General features: G+C 62.3%; 14 protein-coding genes. 4 read left to right on the forward strand and 10 right to left on the reverse strand.

The features are described 5' to 3' along the window. Window positions 1-58 precede the first annotated feature (58 nt). Both NMA58_RS21855 and NMA58_RS21860 read left to right on the forward strand, forming a co-directional pair. Window positions 59-1591 (forward strand): YifB family Mg chelatase-like AAA ATPase, encoded by a 1533-nt coding sequence (locus tag NMA58_RS21855; RefSeq protein WP_434711902.1) that lies wholly within the window; start codon window positions 59-61, stop codon window positions 1589-1591. Window positions 1592-1681: 90 nt separating this feature from the next. Next, complete coding sequence (locus NMA58_RS21860) at window positions 1682-2749, forward strand: DUF4037 domain-containing protein (RefSeq protein WP_434711903.1); 1068 nt, start codon at window positions 1682-1684, stop codon at window positions 2747-2749. 116 nt (window positions 2750-2865) lie between these two features. Here the strand turns inward: NMA58_RS21860 and cysK are convergent, their stop codons facing one another. From cysK to NMA58_RS21875, 3 genes are all read right to left on the reverse strand, one after another. Further along, window positions 2866-3828: a cysteine synthase A gene (gene cysK / locus NMA58_RS21865; protein ID WP_097599487.1), complete on the reverse strand. Its 963-nt coding sequence runs from the start codon at window positions 3826-3828 to the stop codon at window positions 2866-2868. Window positions 3829-3965: 137 nt separating this feature from the next. After that, entirely contained in the window at window positions 3966-4583 is a 618-nt protein-coding gene (locus NMA58_RS21870) for a LysE family translocator (RefSeq protein ID WP_085776678.1), read from the reverse strand. A gap of 114 nt (window positions 4584-4697) precedes the next feature. Beyond that, the gene (locus tag NMA58_RS21875) at window positions 4698-5597 is read right to left on the reverse strand and encodes a DMT family transporter (RefSeq protein ID WP_434711904.1); all 900 of its coding nucleotides are present in this window, start codon (window positions 5595-5597) and stop codon (window positions 4698-4700) included. 111 nt (window positions 5598-5708) lie between these two features. On the opposite strand from NMA58_RS21875, the gene NMA58_RS21880 reads away from it, so the two are divergent. Continuing rightward, entirely contained in the window at window positions 5709-6182 is a 474-nt protein-coding gene (locus NMA58_RS21880) for an Lrp/AsnC family transcriptional regulator (protein WP_183700589.1), read from the forward strand. Window positions 6183-6187: 5 nt separating this feature from the next. Here the strand turns inward: NMA58_RS21880 and NMA58_RS21885 are convergent, their stop codons facing one another. Both NMA58_RS21885 and dut read right to left on the reverse strand, forming a co-directional pair. Continuing rightward, window positions 6188-7087 carry a GNAT family N-acetyltransferase gene (locus NMA58_RS21885; RefSeq protein WP_221113138.1) on the reverse strand — a complete coding sequence of 300 codons (900 nt, stop codon included), beginning with the start codon at window positions 7085-7087 and terminating at the stop codon, window positions 6188-6190. Then, entirely contained in the window at window positions 7087-7557 is a 471-nt protein-coding gene (gene dut, locus NMA58_RS21890) for a dUTP diphosphatase (protein ID WP_183700585.1), read from the reverse strand. Before dut ends, NMA58_RS21885 begins: the two co-directional genes overlap by 1 nt. A gap of 90 nt (window positions 7558-7647) precedes the next feature. Here dut and NMA58_RS21895 point away from each other — a divergent pair, with 90 nt between their 5' ends. Next, window positions 7648-9231, forward strand: coding sequence for a peptide chain release factor 3 (locus NMA58_RS21895; RefSeq protein WP_434711905.1), 1584 nt, complete (start codon window positions 7648-7650; stop codon window positions 9229-9231). 31 nt (window positions 9232-9262) lie between these two features. Here the strand turns inward: NMA58_RS21895 and NMA58_RS21900 are convergent, their stop codons facing one another. From NMA58_RS21900 to NMA58_RS21920, 5 genes are all read right to left on the reverse strand, one after another. Further along, the gene (locus NMA58_RS21900) at window positions 9263-10483 is read right to left on the reverse strand and encodes an HlyD family type I secretion periplasmic adaptor subunit (RefSeq protein WP_245421335.1); all 1221 of its coding nucleotides are present in this window, start codon (window positions 10481-10483) and stop codon (window positions 9263-9265) included. A gap of 135 nt (window positions 10484-10618) precedes the next feature. Then, complete coding sequence (locus NMA58_RS21905; RefSeq protein ID WP_430958278.1) at window positions 10619-12343, reverse strand: type I secretion system permease/ATPase; 1725 nt, start codon at window positions 12341-12343, stop codon at window positions 10619-10621. An 82-nt stretch (window positions 12344-12425) separates the two neighbouring features. After that, window positions 12426-15986, reverse strand: coding sequence for a DUF5801 repeats-in-toxin domain-containing protein (locus NMA58_RS21910; RefSeq protein ID WP_434711906.1), 3561 nt, complete (start codon window positions 15984-15986; stop codon window positions 12426-12428). A gap of 26 nt (window positions 15987-16012) precedes the next feature. Then, a protein-coding gene (locus NMA58_RS21915) for an IS630-like element ISRel6 family transposase (protein WP_434710177.1) occupies window positions 16013-16961 on the reverse strand; the annotation gives its coding sequence in 2 pieces (ribosomal slippage) (window positions 16013-16624 and window positions 16626-16961; 948 coding nt in all). Window positions 16962-17636: 675 nt separating this feature from the next. Then, window positions 17637-18062, reverse strand: coding sequence for a GFA family protein (locus NMA58_RS21920; RefSeq protein WP_434711907.1), 426 nt, complete (start codon window positions 18060-18062; stop codon window positions 17637-17639). Between the last annotated feature and the right edge of the window lie 4 nt (window positions 18063-18066).

The raw sequence follows: 18066 nt of genomic DNA on the forward strand, positions 1-18066 counted from the left end.
CTGGCTTTCAATGGCCACAGGGGCGGTCTCTAAGAGTTTGCGGGACAAGGGTGGGCATATGGTCGCGCGTGTCAGTACAGTGGCATTCCAGGGCATCGAAGGCGTGCCGGTCGAGGTTCAGGTCATGATCGCGCCCGGCAAGGTCGGCATGCAGATCGTCGGCCTGCCCGACAAGGCGGTGGCCGAAAGCCGTGAGCGCGTGCAGGCCGCCCTTCATGCCTCCGGCCTGGCGCTGCCGGGCAAACGGGTGACCGTCAATCTGGCGCCCGCCGATCTGCCGAAGGAAGGCTCACACTTCGATCTGCCAATCGCACTCGCGCTGATGGCGGCGCTCGGCGCCATTCCTGGCGACGCGCTGACCGATTATGTCGTCGTCGGCGAACTCAATCTCGACGGCACGATCGCCGCGATCGCTGGCGCGCTGCCGGCCGCCATCGGCGCCAATGCGCTCGGCAAGGGGCTGATCTGCCCGGCCGAAAGCGGCGCCGAGGCCGCCTGGGCCGGCGCCGAGGTCGATATTCTCGCCCCGCGCAGCCTGATTGCCCTGGCCAATCATTTCCGCGGCACGCAGGTACTGTCTAGGCCGGAGCCGTCGATCCGCGCCAATGCCGCCAACTTGCCCGACCTTGCCGAGATCAAGGGCCAGGAAAGCGCCAAACGCGCGCTCGAGGTGGCGGCTGCCGGCGGCCACAATCTCCTGATGGTCGGGCCTCCCGGCTCCGGCAAGTCGATGCTGGCGTCGCGCCTGCCGTCGATCCTGCCGCCGCTTTCGCCGGCCGAACTGCTTGAAGTGTCGATGGTTCATTCGATCGCCGGCCAGCTCACCGGCGGCAAGCTGTCCGACCGCCGGCCCTTCCGTACCCCGCATCATTCCGCCACCATGGCCGCCCTTGTCGGCGGCGGGCTGCGCGCCCGTCCGGGCGAAGCCTCGCTTGCCCATCACGGCGTGCTTTTCCTCGACGAGTTTCCCGAGTTCACGCCGCAGGCGCTCGATGCGCTGCGCCAGCCGCTCGAAGGCGGCGAATGCATCATCGCCCGCGCCAATCACCGCGTCTCCTATCCGGCGAAATTCCAGCTGATCGCGGCGATGAACCCCTGCCGGTGCGGCATGGCCGGTGAGCCCGGTCACACCTGCGCCCGCGGCCCGCGCTGCATGAGCGATTATCAGGCCCGCATCTCCGGACCGCTGATGGACCGCATCGATATCCGCATCGACGTGCCGGCCGTCTCCGCCGCCGACCTCATCCGGCCGATGGCGGCCGAGGCCAGCGCCGACGTCGCCCGCCGCGTCGCCCGCGCCCGCGAAATCCAGCAGGAGCGCTTCGAGCGCGCCGGCGCTGGGGATATCGGCACCAACGCCCGCTGCTCCACCGCGATGATCGAAAAACTCGCCGAACCCGATTCCGCCGGCCTGCAGCTCCTGCGCGACGCCGCCGACAAAATGAAATTCTCCGCCCGCGGCTACCACCGCGTCCTCAAGGTTGCCCGCACGCTGGCCGATCTCGACGACAAACCGACAGTGGGCCGTTTGCATCTCGCCGAAGCGATCTCTTATCGGATCGCCGGCGAGAGGCTGACGGCGGCGGCCTGAGAACACAAGGTTTACACCTGGAGCCCCGTCCTGATGCTGGACTCCGCAGCTTTTCCTGAGGATTATGAGTGGCTCCGGCGGAGGGCAGTCATGCAAGGGATCGAGTTATCCCGTCGTTTTTACGCAGACGTGGTCAGGCCCTGGCTGGCTCAAACCGCGCCGGAGCTTGCCCATTCGGCGGCGCTCATTGGCTACGGATCGGAACTGCTTGGTTTGGATGACGAAGTCTCCAGGGACCACAACTGGGGTCCCAGAGTTCATATCTTCCTGAGCATCGAGAAGTTTAATGATCATGCCCGACGGTTGGTCGGCGAGTTTACCAAGGTGGCGCCCGATAGCTATCTCGGCGAGCCTATCGGGTGGCGGAGTCGTCCGCATCCACCTGCCGATGGCCCGGAGGCCGCTGGCACCATCGAGCATGGGCTTGAATTCCATACATTGGAGGCCAAGCTGGAGGAGCATTTCGCCGTTCGCTCCATTGAAAACCTGACGTCCGTGCAGTGGCTTGGATTTGCCGAACAGAAGCTTCTCGCGTTTACGGCGGGGGCCATATTCCGCGATGACGACGGGCGATTGCAGAACGCCCGTGAGCGCCTTGCCTATTTTCCGCACGACGTGTGGCTCTACAAGATCGCATGTCAGTGGCGACGGATCGCTGAAGAACAGGCCTTTGTCGGCCGAGCAGGGCAAGTGGGGGACGATCTGGGTTCGCGAGTCATCGCCAGCCGGCTGATCCGCGACGTGATGAGAATGGGCTTCCTGCTTGAGCGCCGTTATGCACCCTATGCCAAATGGCTTGGAAGCGCCTTTGCCAAGCTCTCGATTTCAGATCGGCTCATGCCGCACTTGGAGCGGGCAATTCTCGCGAGCGAGTGGAAGGGGCGAGGCGATGCGCTCGCCTCCGTCTATCTTGAGCTGGCGCACCGGCAAAACGCCCTGCAAATCGCCAGTTTTAAGCCTGTCGTCGGCCCGTACCACAACCGGCCATTCACGACGATCAATGCCGATGATGCCATCGCGGGCGCCGTCGCAGCGATCACCGATCCACAACTTCGAAAGCTGCCGGTTATCGGCTCGCTCGATCAGGTCAGCGACCTTACGCCACTCCTGGAAAATGCTTCTTTTTCGCAGCGCCTAATGCATCAGCTGTTGAGCTAGATTGCAGCTTGCGGCGCCTCGCTAGTCAGCGCGGCGCGCGGATAGAAGCGAATAGGAGGATAGCGAATAGTTAATTGGCTTACTCCTCATGAGCCAGGCTACATCCTATTCGCTATTCAGCTCCCCAACCCCTCAAACAGCGCCGTCGAGAGATACCGCTCCGCAAAAGACGGAATGATGATGACGATGTTCTTGCCGGCATTTTCCGGCCGGCTGCCGACCTTGATCGCGGCGGTCAGCGCCGCCCCCGAGGAGATGCCGACCGGCACGCCTTCGAGCCGGGCGATGAGGCGGGCCTGTTCGAAGGCCTCGTCATTGGTCACGGTGACGACCTCGTCATAGATGCCGGTATCGAGGATCTTCGGCGCGAAGCCGGCGCCGATGCCCTGGATTTTGTGCGGGCCGGGATTGCCGCCTGAGAGCACCGGCGAATCGGCCGGTTCGACGGCGATGATCTGGATCTCGGGCTTGTGGCTCTTCAGCACCTGGCCGACGCCGGTGATCGTGCCGCCGGTGCCGATGCCCGAGACGACGATGTCGACCTTGCCCTCGGTATCGTTCCAGATTTCCTCGGCCGTCGTCTTGCGGTGGATCTCGGGGTTGGCCGGGTTTTCGAACTGCTGGGGAATGATGGCGTCGGGAAGCGACGCTGCCAGCTCCTCCGCCTTGGCGATCGCGCCCTTCATGCCTTTCGCGCCTTCGGTCAGCACCAGCTCGGCGCCGAGCAGCGCCAGCATCTTGCGCCGTTCGACCGACATGGTTTCCGGCATGGTGAGGATCAGCCGATACCCCTTGGCGGCGGCGGCAAAGGCGAGTGCGATGCCTGTGTTGCCCGAGGTCGGCTCGATCAGCACCGTCTTGCCGGATGTGATCTTGCCCTGCGATTCCAGGCTTTCGATCATTGCCACACCGATGCGGTCCTTGACGGAAGCGATCGGATTGAAGAATTCGAGCTTGCCGATCAGGTTTGCCGCCACGCCCTTTTCCCGCGCCAGTTTGTCGAAGCGCACCAGCGGCGTGTCGCCGATGGTCTCGGTGATCGAGGAATAAATGCGGCCGCGGCCGGGTTTGTGCGACATGGTGCTCTCCCTTTGGACTTCGAAATCGAGGAGGAGAATAGGGTCAAAGACGGAATGAGACCAGAGCCCGTTCGTCCCGGGCTGGGGTGGCGGAGAGAAAATAAGCTTTAAAAACCGTTCCTTGACGGATGTTTATTTCACGCAGCCCGCGTGGCGATGAAGGCTGCCGTGCCCGCGAGAATCCCGGCTGCAACCCGGTTCAGCGCCTGCAGGGCGCGCGGCTGTTTCAGCATGGTGCGGGCGCGAGCGGCAAGCAGCATATAGGGCACCAGCACGGTGATCAGCACCACGAAGGTGACGGCGAGCAGAAGCGCATAGTCGCGCAGGGTGATATTGCCGATATCGATCAGCGTCGGCGCCAGCGCGACATAAAACAGCATCGTCTTCGGGTTGCCCAGCGTCACCAGCAGGCCCGAGAGGAAGGACAGGCCGACATTGCCGGATTTTTTTGCGGCGATATCCTGCGGCAGCAGCCCTGCCGTCCACAGTTTCCAGGCGATGTAGCCGAGATAAAGGGCGCCGGCGATCTTGATGATGAGGAAGACTTCCGTGAAAGTCTGCGCCACGAAAGCCAGGCCCAGAATGACCGCGGTGAGATAGGTCATATCGCCGAGCACCAGGCCGAGACCCATGAAGAAAGTCTCGCGGAAATTCGAGCCGAGCGCACGGGCGACGATGGCGGTTATGCCGGGTCCGGGAATGGCTGCGGCGATAAACAACGCTCCGGCATAGGCGAGCAAGGCGGCAAGGCTCATGTGGCGGCTCCCTCTTTCCGGTGTTTTATGTCAGGCAGGCCGTGCCATCAATCCGCCGGCGCTGATGGATGCATCACCAGAAGGAATGCCTGCCGCCGCGTGCCTGCCGATACCTCAGCCCTGAAGCGCCCTCGGCCGCAGCCATCTTGGGCTCCAGCCGAGATTCATGCCGGCGGCGGCCAGCAGGATGATTGCGGCGCCCGCGATCTGCATCGGCTGCAGCGCATGGCCGAAGGCCAGCCGGTCGACGAGGATCGCGGCGATCGGATAGAGGAAGGAGAGCGCCCCGGTCAGATGCGTCGGCAGCCGCTGGATCGCACCGTAGAGCAGCACATACATCAGCCCGGTATGGACGACGCCCATCGTCACCAGGATCGCCCAGCCGCCGGCATCGCCGGGCAGTTGCGAAAACTCCGTCATCGGCGCCAGCATCAGCATGCCGGTTGTGACCTGGATCAGTGCGATCAGATGCGGCGGCGTGCCTTTCAGCCATTTCGCGGCTAAGGCTGCCAGCGCATAGAAGAAGGCGGCGCCGAGCGCCATCAGAATGCCGAGGCCGTAGCCATCCGTTCCCCCGCCGGCCTGAGGTTTTGCCTCGACGATTGCTGCCATGCCGGCAAAGGCGAGCGTCAGCCAGAACAGCTTGGCCGCGGTGATCTTTTCGCCGAGGAACAGCGCCCCGAGCACCAGCAGCATGAAGGGCTGAGTGTTGTAGACGGTCGTGGCGATCGAGATCGTCGCATGTGAATAGGAGGCGAAGAGCAGCAGCCAGTTGACGACGATGGCGACGCCGCCGATGACGGCGATGCCAAAGGCGCGCAGCGTGATGATGCCGGGCCGCAGCAGTCCGAGGGCGCCGCAGATGACGAGCAGGGTCAGCGCGCCGAACAGGCAGCGCCAGAAAACCACACCGCTGACCGGCTGGCCCGACATGACGACGAACCAGCCGATCGTCCCCGAGATCAGCATCGCTGCCGTCATTTCCACCGAACCTCTTTTGATATCGCCGCTCATGGTAGCCTCCGTTTTGCTCGGACAATAATATTGCGTCAGCAGCTGGTTCCATATAGAAATAAGAAGGATCAAAACGACTTTTGCCTAATAATTGAAGGGAAAATAATTACGATGCCTAATGGTGTGCTGGAGCTCGACGATATCGATCAGTCCATTCTGGAGGCGCTGGCCGGCAATGCCCGGATTTCGCTGAAGGAGCTGGCGCAGCAGGTCGGGCTTTCCTCGCCGAGTGCCGCCGAGCGCCTGCGGCGGCTGGAGGAGCGCGGCGTCATCAAGGCCTTCACCATCGATCTCGATCCGGCCGCCGTCGGTTATCCCCTGCAGGCGCTCGTCCGCGTGCGGCCACTGCCGGGACAGCTGCACATTGTCGAGCGCATCATCCAGGACATTCCCGAAATCGTCGAATGCGACAAGGTGACGGGCGAGGATTGTTTTATCGCTCGCCTGGTCGTGCGCTCGATGGCGGAGCTCGACGGCATTCTGGACAAGGTCGCCGAACGGGCGGAAACCAACACCTCGATGATCAAATCGTCGCCTGTCAAACGTCGCCTGCCGCCGCTCTCACGCGGGAAACAGGATCGCTGAAACGGTCAGAAATCCGCCAGTGGCGAAAGCATGGCCGGAAAATGCGGGGTGACATCGCCGAGCCCACGCAGCATCAGTGTTGTGGTGCTTTCCAAAGGCTGTGGAGTACCCACCCAGTCCAGTTTCTCCGGACGGAAAAACACGTCAATGGCGGCGGAGGCGATGTCGAGTCCGCCGAGGATAGCGGCAAGTGATGGGATCTCGCTCGCGACGACGTCGAGAAGGCTGAAGCGACCCGCCGCATCCATTTTCCAGGCGATGACTGCTTGCTGATCTTCGAGGAAGCTGACACGGATCTCGGGATCGATCTGCGTATTGATGAGAAACATCGCCGCATTTGTAGTCACCGAGAGCGTCGTCGAAATGGGGCTGCGCGTTTTCAGCAGCGCTTGCAGCAGGGCAAGATCGTCCGCATTCGCCGGCGAAAGCGGCAGGGCCGGTGCTGTGGGTGTCGACGGAGCAGGGGCCGCCCCTTCGTACCGGTGCAGCGGTATCGAGCGGAAACCGTAGGGTTCATAGAGCGATGGTTTGTCGGTATAGAGGATGACAGCCTCGAAACCCTGCTGCTCGCACCAGTCGAGCGCTTTCACCGTCAGGTCGCGATAGAGCCCGCAGCCGCGCCACTGCGGCCGCACCGCGCCGGATTGCAGGCCGGCGGCATGAACGACCCTGCCATTGATGACGAAGGGTAGCGCAAAGGCGGAGATATTGGCAGCAAGCTCGCCTGTGGCATCGAACCAGCCGAAGGGCATGCTGGTAGGGTCGGGTCCGCCGAGATGCTGCAGCGGGCCGATGTCAATGCCGAAAATATGTTGAAGCAGGCGCACCAGCGCTGCCCAACCAGCGGGGTCGCCGAAATAATCCTGTCGGAAGGTTAAGCCCGTGCTGTCGAGGCGCTTTGCCATCAAACGCCGGTGGAGCCGAAGCCGCCTGCGCCGCGCGCCGTTTCACTCGCCACTGACAGTTCCGTCACCCGCGCCTGGGTCACCGACGCGATCACCATCTGGGCGATACGCATGCCGCGCTCGATGACAAAGGCTTCCTCGCCGAGATTGGCGAGCAGCACTTTCACCTCGCCGCGATAGTCGCTGTCGACGGTGCCGGGCGAATTAAGGCAGGTGATGCCGTGTTTGAAGGCAAGGCCGGAGCGCGGCCGCACCTGCCCCTCGAAGCCTTCCGGAATTTCAAAGATGAAGCCGGTCGGCACCAGCGCCCGCTTGCCAGGTAGCAACGTCAGCGGTTCGCCGTCGGCGACGGCGGCGCGCAGGTCCATGCCGGCCGCCCCCTTGCTTTCATAGGCGGGCAGGTCGAGGCCCTCGCCGTTGGCCAGGCGGATGAGGTTCAGCGTCGGGCTGAGATCGTGATGAATGGTCATGACCCATTACTTTGCGCGTGAGCGGCCGGGGTCAATTGCAATCTCAGCCTTTAATCGCTAGTTAAGCCGCAATTCCACAGGATTCACATCATGGCCGAAAGCCTCTCCGAGGCGGTTTCCCGCCGCCGCACATTCGCTATTATCGCCCACCCAGACGCGGGCAAGACGACACTCACCGAAAAGCTGCTGCTGTTCGGCGGCGCCATCCAGCTTGCCGGCGAAGTCAAGGCGAAGAAGGACCGCATGCAGACGCGCTCCGACTGGATGAAGATCGAGCGCGAACGCGGCATCTCGGTCGTCACCTCGGTGATGACCTTCGAGTATAACGATAATGTCTTCAACATCCTCGACACGCCGGGCCACGAGGATTTCGCCGATGACACCTATCGCACGCTGACGGCCGTCGACGCCGCCGTTATGGTCATCGATGCCGCCAAGGGCATCGAGCCGCGCACGCTGAAGCTCTTCGAAGTCTGCCGCATGCGCGATATCCCGATCATCACCTTCATCAACAAGATGGATAGGGAAAGCCGCGATCCCTTCGAGATCCTCGACGAGGTGGAAGAAAAGCTGGCGCTGGATACGGCGCCGATCACCTGGCCGATCGGCCGTTCGAAGACCTTCTGCGGCTCCTATCATCTCGCCAACAGCACCGCCCGCGGTTCCGACACCGAAGTCGAGACGACACCGGTCAACGGCCCGCAGGCCGTTGCCGACAGGCTGCCGGAAAACGAACGCAAGGCCTTCATCGACGAGACGGAGCTTGCCATCGAGGCCTGCCGTCCCTTCGACCGGCAATCCTTCCTCGAGGGCCATATGACGCCTGTCTTCTTCGGCTCGGCACTGCGCAATTACGGCGTTCGCGACCTCATTAACGCGCTCGGCGAATTCGCGCCCCCGCCGCGTGACCAGGTCGCCGACACCAGGACGGTGCATGCGACCGACGACAAGATGACGGCCTTCGTCTTCAAGATCCAGGCGAACATGGATCCGAACCACCGCGACCGCATCGCCTTTGCCCGCATCTGCTCGGGCAAGCTCGAGCGCGGCATGAAGGCGAGGCTCGCCCGCACCGGCAAGCAGCTCGGCCTGACGGCGCCGCAATTCTTCTTCGCCTCGCAGCGCCAGCTCGCCGACACCGCCTATGCCGGCGACGTCGTCGGCATTCCCAACCACGGCACTCTCAGGATCGGCGATACGCTGACCGAAGGCGAAGCGCTGGTCTTCCAGGGCGTGCCGAACTTCTCGCCGGAAATTCTGCGCCGCGTGCGGCTCGAAGATGCGATGAAGGCGAAGAAGCTCAAGGAAGCGCTGCAGCAGATGGCCGAGGAAGGCGTCGTCCAGCTGTTCTCGCCGGAAGACGGCTCCCCGGCGATCGTCGGCGTCGTCGGCGCCCTGCAGCTCGACGTGCTGAAGGAGCGGCTGATGGCTGAATACGGGCTGCCGGTCTCCTTCGAAATGTCGCGTTTCTCCGTCTGCCGCTGGATCTCGGCCGATCAGCCGGCTGATCTCGACAAATTCCTCACCGTCAAGCGCGGCGATATCGCCCGCGATCTCGACGGCGATCCGGTTTTCCTCGCCCAGGATGCCTTCTCGCTGCGTTACGAGGCGGAGCGTTATCCGGCGATCAAGATGGTTGCGATCAAGGAATATCACGCCGCCAAGGCGGCGTGAGCGGGGTTCTTGGGAAGAGTGGGGGCTGCGGCTATTTTTCCCGCATCGCCCGGCGGAAGTTCTGTGTGATCGGCTCGGCGAGGTAAGAAAGCACGGTGCGGGCACCCGTCCGGATCATCGTCTCGCTCGACATGCCGGGCAGCAGCTTGCGGCCTTCCAGCTTGGCAAGCTCGCTCTGGTCAATCACAACGGTCGCGGCGAAATAAGGCGCGCCGCTGCGTTCCTCCACCATCCTGTCGGCCGATACGATCTCCACGACACCGTCGAGCGGCGGCAGGTTGTAGCGGGCAAAGGCCGGGAAACTGACACGCGCCGGCTGTCCGGGAGCGATCGTCTCGACATCTTCCGGTCTGACCATGGCCTCGATGACGAGCTGCTGTCCCATCGGCACGATCGTCATCAGGGTCTCGCCTGGTTTCACCACGCCCCCGGTCGTATGGACCTTCAGGTCCATGATGATGCCGTCGACCGGCGCGACGACGTTGGTGCGGGCGAGCACGTCTTTGGCGGACCGTTCTTCCTGCCTGAGGTCAAACATTTCCGCTTCAACTTTGCTCAGCTCCTCGACGGCCTGGTTCAGCTGCAAGGTATTGAGGTTGACGATCTGCATGTCGATCTCGGCCATGGCGCTCCTGGCGCGAGCGATGGCTGCGACATTGGTCGCGCGCTCCCCTTCGACTTCCCGCTGCTGCCGTCTGAGCAGCAGCCAACGCTCGCGGGTGACCAAGCCGCGCTTGACGAGGCTCTCGAGATCTCTGGTTTCGCCCTCGAACACCTCGATCTGCTTGTCCTCGGTAACGATGAGCTCCTGCAGCCCCGTTATCTCTTCCTCGGTCTGGCGGCGGCGCTGGCTGAGAATTTCTCGCTCGTCCTTCAGATTGTGGTGCTTGGCCGAAAACACGTCACGTTGGGCGGCCACCGCGTCCCTTGCCGATTTGGTGGGGTTTGCAAGCAGCGCCGGGTCGAACTCGATCTCGGCTTTGCCGTCGCGCTCTGCCCTCAGGCGAGCGGCCAGCGCCTCGCGCGTTGCGATCCGGTTCTGGACCAGATCAAGCCTTGCCCTCGCCTGCGTGTCATCGAGTTGGAGGAGGACCTTGCCGGCCTTGACGATGTCGCCGTTGGCGGCGGTCAATCCTGCAATGATCCCGCCCTCGAGGTGCTGGATGAGCTTGCGGTCACCGGCGACCTTGACAAGGCCGGGCGCCACTGCGGCGCTGTCCAACGGTGCCAGCGTCGCCCAGCCTCCGGCCATGCCGAAGAACAGGAACATGATCGCAAAGCCGGTGAAAGTTAGGCCCGTGAGACGCAGCGGGACCGGTGCCGGGGACGGCGAAACGGGTAACGGAACCACCTTCAGATCCTTTTTCATGGCGGTTTCGTTCCCTTGCTACTTCGCCACGATCGTCGGCATTTGAGCGACCTTGCGCACGCGCGCAGCGAGTTCATTGAAGACATAGTCGCGTGGGCCGAAGAGATCCTGTTGGCCACGATTGAGGACAAGGATCTTGTCGACCGTCTCCATGATGTTCGGTCGATGGGCGATCAGGATGACGGTCGTGCCCGCCGCCTTGATCGTGCCGAGGGCTGATATCAATGCCTCCTCACCGTCACGGTCCAGGTTGGAATTGGGCTCGTCCAGGATGACGAGCGCCGGGTCGCCGTAGAGAGCCCGCGCCAAGCCGATGCGCTGGCGCTGCCCGCCGGACAGCACCGCGCCGGATTCGCCGATTTCGGTGAGATAACCTTTCGGCAGTCCTTTGATCAGTTCGTGAACGCCCGCCAGCTGCGCGGCCTTGACGACCTTGTCGAAGATCACCGGGCTGAGTTTGGCGAAGCGGCAGATATTTTCGGAAACCGTCCCCGCGAAGAGTTCGATATCCTGGGGGAGGTAACCGACATGATGGCCACGGTCCTCCGCCGCCCATTGGGCGACATCCATGCCGTCAAGCAGCGCCCGCCCGCCGGAAGGGCGCCAGGCGCCGGCCAAAATGCGCGCCAGGCTGGTCTTGCCGGCCGCACTCTGGCCGATCAGGGCCATGGATTCACCCGGCTCGAGATGGAAGCTGATCCCTTTCAGGATATGTTCGCCACCCTGCCGGGAAAGCACGATATTGTCGGCCTCGAACCTCCCCGTCGGCCGCGGCAGCGCCAGAACCGGGGTTGCCTCGGGGTGCTGGCCTGCAACGGCGGTGAGGCGCCGGTAAGCGGCCCGCGCGCCGACCGTCGCCTTCCATGTGCCGATCGCCTGTTCGACCGGCGACAACGCACGACCCATCAGGATCGAGGCGGCGACCATGATGCCGGGGGAAGCTTCGTTGCGGAGAACGAGATAGGCTCCAAGCCCCAATATGCCCATTTGCAGGGCCAGCCGGTGACAGCGGGCGATGGCGGAAATGATGCCGCCGCGGTTGGCGGCAACGACCTGACCTTTGTTGGCTTCGTCCTGCTGCAGCTTCCAGCCCTCGAGCAAGGGTTTCAACATGCCCATCGCCTGGACGACCTCCGCATTGCGGATCGCCGCCTCCGCCTGGACATAGGCGCGCGACTGCGCGCCGGCAGCCTCGGTCAACGGCTTGCGTGTGAGCCATTCGTTGAGCAGGGCCAACACGAACAGCACTCCGCCGCCGCAGAGGGCCAGCCAGCCCAGCCAGGGGTGCATGAAGAAGATAGCGGCGAAAAACAAAGGCGCCCAAGGCGCGTCGAGGATCGGGAAGATGCTTGGGCTGGTGAAGAAGTTGCGCACCTGATCGAGGTCACGCAACGGTCGGGCGTTGGCCTGGCCGGGCGCCGAGGCGGCATATTCCACCGATGCGGTCAGCAGCACCGGCGCCAGGCGTGCGTTCATCCAGGATCCGACCTTTGCCAGAAGACGCCCGCGCACCACCTCCAGCCCCGCCATTGCCACAAGCGCGCCGGCCGCCATCAACGAAAGCATCGCCAATGTCTCCAGGCTGTGGCTGGACAGCACGCGGTGGTAGACCTGGAGCATGTAAAGCGCTCCGGTCAGCATCAGCACGTTGATGCTCCCGCTGAACCAGAGAAGCGGCCGAATGGCGCGTCTGGCCTCTTTCATCACCACCTGCAGGGCAGGGGGCTGCTGATTTGTTTTCATCATCATGTCTCTGGCCTACGAGATTCCATGAGCATGCAAAGACAGTGGGGGGCAGCCATGGCTGCCCCCTCCTCGTCAGTTATCAGGCGATGTCGACTAGGATGTGCTGCATCGCTGTCTGATCGCCATCGGCGTCCACCACATTGAAGGCGAAGTCGAGATTGGCATCCGGTGTCTGGGTCACGGTCGAGGTAAAGCCGATATCGGTGATCTTCAGCACGTCGTTATCGGTGGCGTCGAAGTCGACCAGACTTGACGTCGCATTGCTGCCGCCATTGGCGCCAGTCACCCTGTTGAGGTCGATCGCCGCAGCGGTGCCGGTGATCCCATTGCCCGACTGCATGATTTGCGCACCCTGCAACACGTAGTCTTCACCGGCGGCGTTGTAGTCGTTCTGCTCGACGATCACGAGGCCGTCATTATTGTCGAGCGTGAACTCGGTATTATAGGGCGCTGGGACCTGGCCGGTCTTGTAGATGTCGGCGTTCGACACATACATGGCCCGGGTGATCGTCGCATTGTCGTCGCCGTTGCCTGCGATATTGTCGGCGCCGTTCGTGTCGATCAGGTTGAGGATCAACATCAGGTCTTCGCTGTTGCCGATGCCGTCAAACTTGATGGCCATCGCGCCGGCGGTCGCCGTCGGGGTGAGGGCGAGGTCCTCGTTGGCAATGCCCACATTGCTGTTGAAGAACCGCAAGGTGAGCAGTTCGTCTTTCTGGATCGTGTCGCCGGCAACACCGTTGGTGCTCTGTGTTGCTGAGACCCAGGTTTCGTTGGTGTTGCTGACCATCTCGTGAGCGTCGGGGGTGAAGGTGGAGTCATTGGATGACCCCTCGCCATTGGTGGTCAGGCTGAACGGATGCGACCTGTCGATCAGGTTGCCGGTGAACTGCACGTAGAAGTCTTCGTCAGCCGGCGTGTTCGCGTCATCCGCCTGCAGCCGTTCCAATACGATCTGCGGGTGGCCGGTATTGCCCGTTGGCTCCTTGGACAGGAGCTCACTGGTGTGGAGCACGTCGAAGCTGAAGCCTTCGAGCGGGTCCGTCAGTTGTATTGTATACGTGTCGAGCGCCTTGTCGAAAACGAGAGTGCCGCCCGCCGTGCCAACCTGGTTGCCGGCCGCCGGATCCTTGTCATAGGTGAAGGTGAAGTTGAACGTCGCGGAGGTCAGGCTCTCCGAGGCGAGCGTCACATTCGAGCTGAGGAGGCTGCCGCCGCCGCCGCCGGTGATGGTGCCGGTCAGTCCGATCTGGACGCCGTTCGTCACGCTATCCTGGTCGACGAAGTCGGAGCCGGTTGCATAGAACGCGGCCGGGTGGACATCCGCGCCGATATTGTAGCCGAAGGCACCGCTGGCCGATGCGTTGAGCGTGTTGACCAGGGTCTCATGCTGAATGCCTGCCAGAGCTGGGTTGCCGTCGAACGGCTTGGTGATTGTCGGCCCGTCATCCTCGAAGTTGAGGTTCTGGCCGATATTGCGGGTTGCCAGGGCGTGATCGCCGTCACCGTCGGTGATGGTGGCGGTCAGGGTGACGAGATCGGCGGCCGCAAGGGTTCGGCTGTCGTCCGGGTTGCTAGCATTGTCATGGATGACCGCCCTGTCCTGGTCGAGGGTGACGACGCCGGCAGCGCTGACGCTGACAGTGAAGACGACAGGACCGCCGACACCGGCGCGCCCGACTACATTGCTGCCGTCCTTGAAGAGCAGCACGGACGCGCCGGTTTCGGTGTCGGTAAGGCCGCTGACATTGTTGTTCACGTTGATGTCGAGCGTATAGGAGATGGCTCCGCCGATTGCACCCCCGTCGGCGCCGGCACTCGAGGTGAAGGCGGTGGCGAAGTTGCCGGTGCCGTTCGTCCCCAGATCGGTCTCGTCGACTGTCACTTGCGGTGCAGTGGCGGCTGCCGTGATCGTCGGTCCGTCATCCTTGAAGGTGAGGTTCTGGCCGATATTGTGGGTGGCCGGCACGTGATCGCCGTCACGGTCGGTGATGGTGGCGGTCAGGGTGACGAGGTTAGCGGCCGCCAGGGTGGTGCTGTCGTCCGGATTGCTGGTATTGGTATGGACGATTGCCCGTTGCTGGTCGAGGGTGACGATGCCGGCAGCGCTGACGCTGACGATGAAGACGACAGGTCCACCGACACCGGCGCGCCCGACCACGTTGCCGCTTTCGAGGGAGAGCAGCACGGCTTGACCGGTTGCGGTATCGGTGAGGCCGCTGTTGCCCTGATTGATGCCGAGCGCATAAGTGATGGCGGTGGCGGCGCCCCCGTCGGCCCCGGCATTCGAGGTGAAGAAGGTCGAGAAGTCGGCGCTGGCATTATCCGCCAGGGTGGTCTCGTCGACTGTCAGTTGCGGCGGGGTGCCGGTTGCCGTGATGCTGGGCCCATCATCGTCGAAGTTGATGAACGACCCGACTTCTTCATTGTAGGCGTTGCCCACAGCACCGCTGAAGTGCACCTCCTTCACATCGAAGAAGTCTTTCTCGGTGTCGATATTCTTGATGGTAAATCGGTCGAAGGTTCCGCCAGCTCCGCCCGCGGTCGTGAAATCGATCGTCACGCCCTCTCCGACATTCTCGAGGATCAGTCCGGTTCCGCTGAGATTGACCGTGATACCGAGCTCAGCGGCTGTTTTTGTGACGCCGTTCAGCTTGAATGTCACGCCGGTGATGTTGATCTCGGTATCGTTATCGTCTGTGGGGAAGGCAGCGCCTTCGACATTGTCGTCATTGTTATAAGCGTGGATCTCGATGTCGGCGACGGTGCCGGTTGGCGTCGACTGCGAGACCGAGAAGCCGGCGCTGAAGACGTTCTCGATGTGAGAGCCGTAGTCGGGCGCGGTTGGCGTGTTGGTGAAATCCTTGCCCGCGCTCTGGGTGCCGCCGGTGATCAGGTCGATCTGGAGCTCGCGGCCGAACCGCACGTCCTGCGATGCGACACCGAGGCCCTGCGTGCTGACGTTGACTTCCGCCTGCACGCCACCGTCGTGAGCGGTGACGAGGATCTTCTGCGGGCTGGCTGCGTCGGCGTCGAGAATATACCAGTTGTTATGCCCGGACGGAGCGTCGCCAAGCTGGCTGAAATTGACCACCGAGGTTGCCGTAACCGACGCAAACACCTTGTTGGTCAGATCGATGCGGTCGTCGGCATTGGTCGCATCGGGATGGAGCAACGGCACGTACTGGACCGTGTAGAGGTCGGCATTGGTGGCGCTGGTGCTGAGGAGCGCCAGCGAGAAGGCGAGCGGCCCGGTTGCGGCGGGCGCAGTGAGGGGGTTGGTGGTGCCGATGACGCCGATTACGACGTTTGCATGGTTCGGATCCTGGAACAGCCAGACATAATTGCCATCGACGGTGCGAATGTTGCTGTTGACCCCGACCGTGGTGGAGTATGGGGTCCCGGAAGAGTTCTGGGTGAGAACGACCGCGCTGATGGTTTCCCCGGCGTTCGCCGAGGCCACGACGAAATTGCTCTGGTAGGCGACCTCCGGCGTGGTCAGCCCGCCGGCAGCGTCGCGGCTCAATAGATATTGCACCGTCGCATTGTCGTGTGGCGGAAGTGCCGGGTTGACGTCGTCGTCCTGCAAACCAGCGGTTTCGTCGATGATGAGATCTTGAGTTGTGATATCGAGTGCCATGGAGCTTCTCCCTCGGCTAGAGCCTTTCATGTTTTGACGGAAGCATAGCCCGCATTTGAGAAGTAGTTGGCGCATTCCTCTGGCTTGATGGTGTCGGCGAGTAAGCCCAGATGGCGCCAGGTTTCCTCGATGGTTCGCTTTTGGGCCTGGCGCATCCAGTGCTTGATCTTGGCGAAGGCTTGTTCGATCGGATTAAGGTCGGGGGAATATTTTGGCAGGAACCAGAGCCTGGCGCCGACGGCCCTGATGGCGTCGCGGATGGCTTTGGCTTTGTGAGAGCCGAGATTATCGAGGATGACGATGTCGCCAGGTTTGAGGGTCGGGATCAACTGCTGGCGGACATAGGCGTGAAAGCATTCGCCATTGATGGGACCGTCAAAGACGCAGGGCGCAGTGAGCTTGTCGCAGCGTAGGGCGCCGAGGAAGGTCAGGGTGCGCCAGCGGCCATGCGGGGCAAAGCCGCGCAATCTTTTGCCCCTCGGCCCCCACCCGCGTAACGGCGCCATGTTGGTGCGGATCCAGGTCTCGTCGATAAAGACGAGCCGCTTCGGATCGAAGCGGTCTTGCCAGGCTTTCCAGCGGGCTCTGCGCCGGGCAATGTCGGCGCGGCCCTGCTCAAGGGCGAACAGCGTTTTTTTTAAAGCTCAAGCCCTCGCGGCGCATGAACTGCCAGATGGCATTGTGGGAGACGCTCACGCCACGGGCGGCCAACTCATCCTTCAGCCGATGTAGCGTCAGATGCGATGTCTGCTCGATCTGCTCGACGATGAAGGCGCGGTGCGGCTCCAGCACACGTCGGCGATGGCCGCCCATCTTGCCCGGTGACACACTGCCGGTGGCCCGATAACGCTGTGACCACTTCACCACGGATGAGACAGCTATGTCGAACCGCTCCGCCACCACCCGGCAGCTCTGACCGTCCACAACCGCTGCAACGACTCGCTCGCGAAGATCATTCGAATAGGGTCGCGTCATGGATGCTGGCCTCCATTCCAGCATCCATCATGAATCACAAATCTGCTGATTTGGGAATCCAGAACCGATTCCGATAAGCAATGAGCCGCTCTAGCTCGCAGAGGGTCACAGAGCCCGGATGCCGAACTGCATCCCCGGACCCACCCTCTTGCGTATTGAACCTAGAGCTCTCGATCGACTGCGATTGTGGTCGATCGAGAGAACTAGCTCATTCACAGTTGGAGGGTATTAAGACTAAAGTCCCTATACGCGTTACGACTAAAGTCCGCATCTAAGGCTGCTATGATAGCTTCTCTGAAGCCTACGTCCAAAAAAATGCAATACGAGGATGTAAAATTCAGAGGAAATCCACTGAGTACTGTGGCAACCTTCCGCGCCGTATGCGCGATTATCCCCTCATCTTCCATATACTATAAATTGATCTTAGATGCACTTAGCCAGTTCGAGCTAAGATCACAGCAATATTGACGGGTTCTCTTTTTGGGTGTTCGCGCAACACTGGAATTGACGCCACCCAGTTCTGGGATGCCCAGTGGAAGTCAATTGACGGCGCTCGACCGGGGTGGTCTTTGGCTTGCGCCGTCGCCACAGGCGGCCCATCAACATGGCGGCCCGGCAACTCAACGCGCTGACAAAGCGGCCGATGACCGAATGCGGCCTAACCCCCTCCATTAGTCAGGTCCTAAGGATCTTGGCTCCGTTAGCCTCGCTGTCGAACCGCGGCAGCGGCTCGATATTCGCCACCCACGGCAGAGCCGACCGGCACCATATCTGTTTCTTCGGCGTCAGGTCTCGCCGCTGGTCGATGCTACCGACGCGGATGCCGATCGCGCGGCCTTCGCCATCCGTGCGGTAGAGTGGCGATCCGCAATTCGGACAGAAGAATTGCCGGCTGAGGGCGCCGCTGTCGCCATGTTTCGTATACATGTGCGGCTCGCCGGAAATGAGCGTGAAGCTTTCCGGTTGCGCCGGCGCGGTGACGCGATAGGCCGAGCCCGTCAATCGCTGGCAATCGGTGCAGTGGCAGATCGAGATGCGTTCCGGATCGATCTCCGCCTGATAGCGGATTGCGCCGCAATGACATCCTCCCGTTATATGCATCGGC

The organism is Rhizobium sp. YTUHZ045 (assembly GCF_051124255.1).
Lineage (GTDB): Bacteria > Pseudomonadota > Alphaproteobacteria > Rhizobiales > Rhizobiaceae > Rhizobium.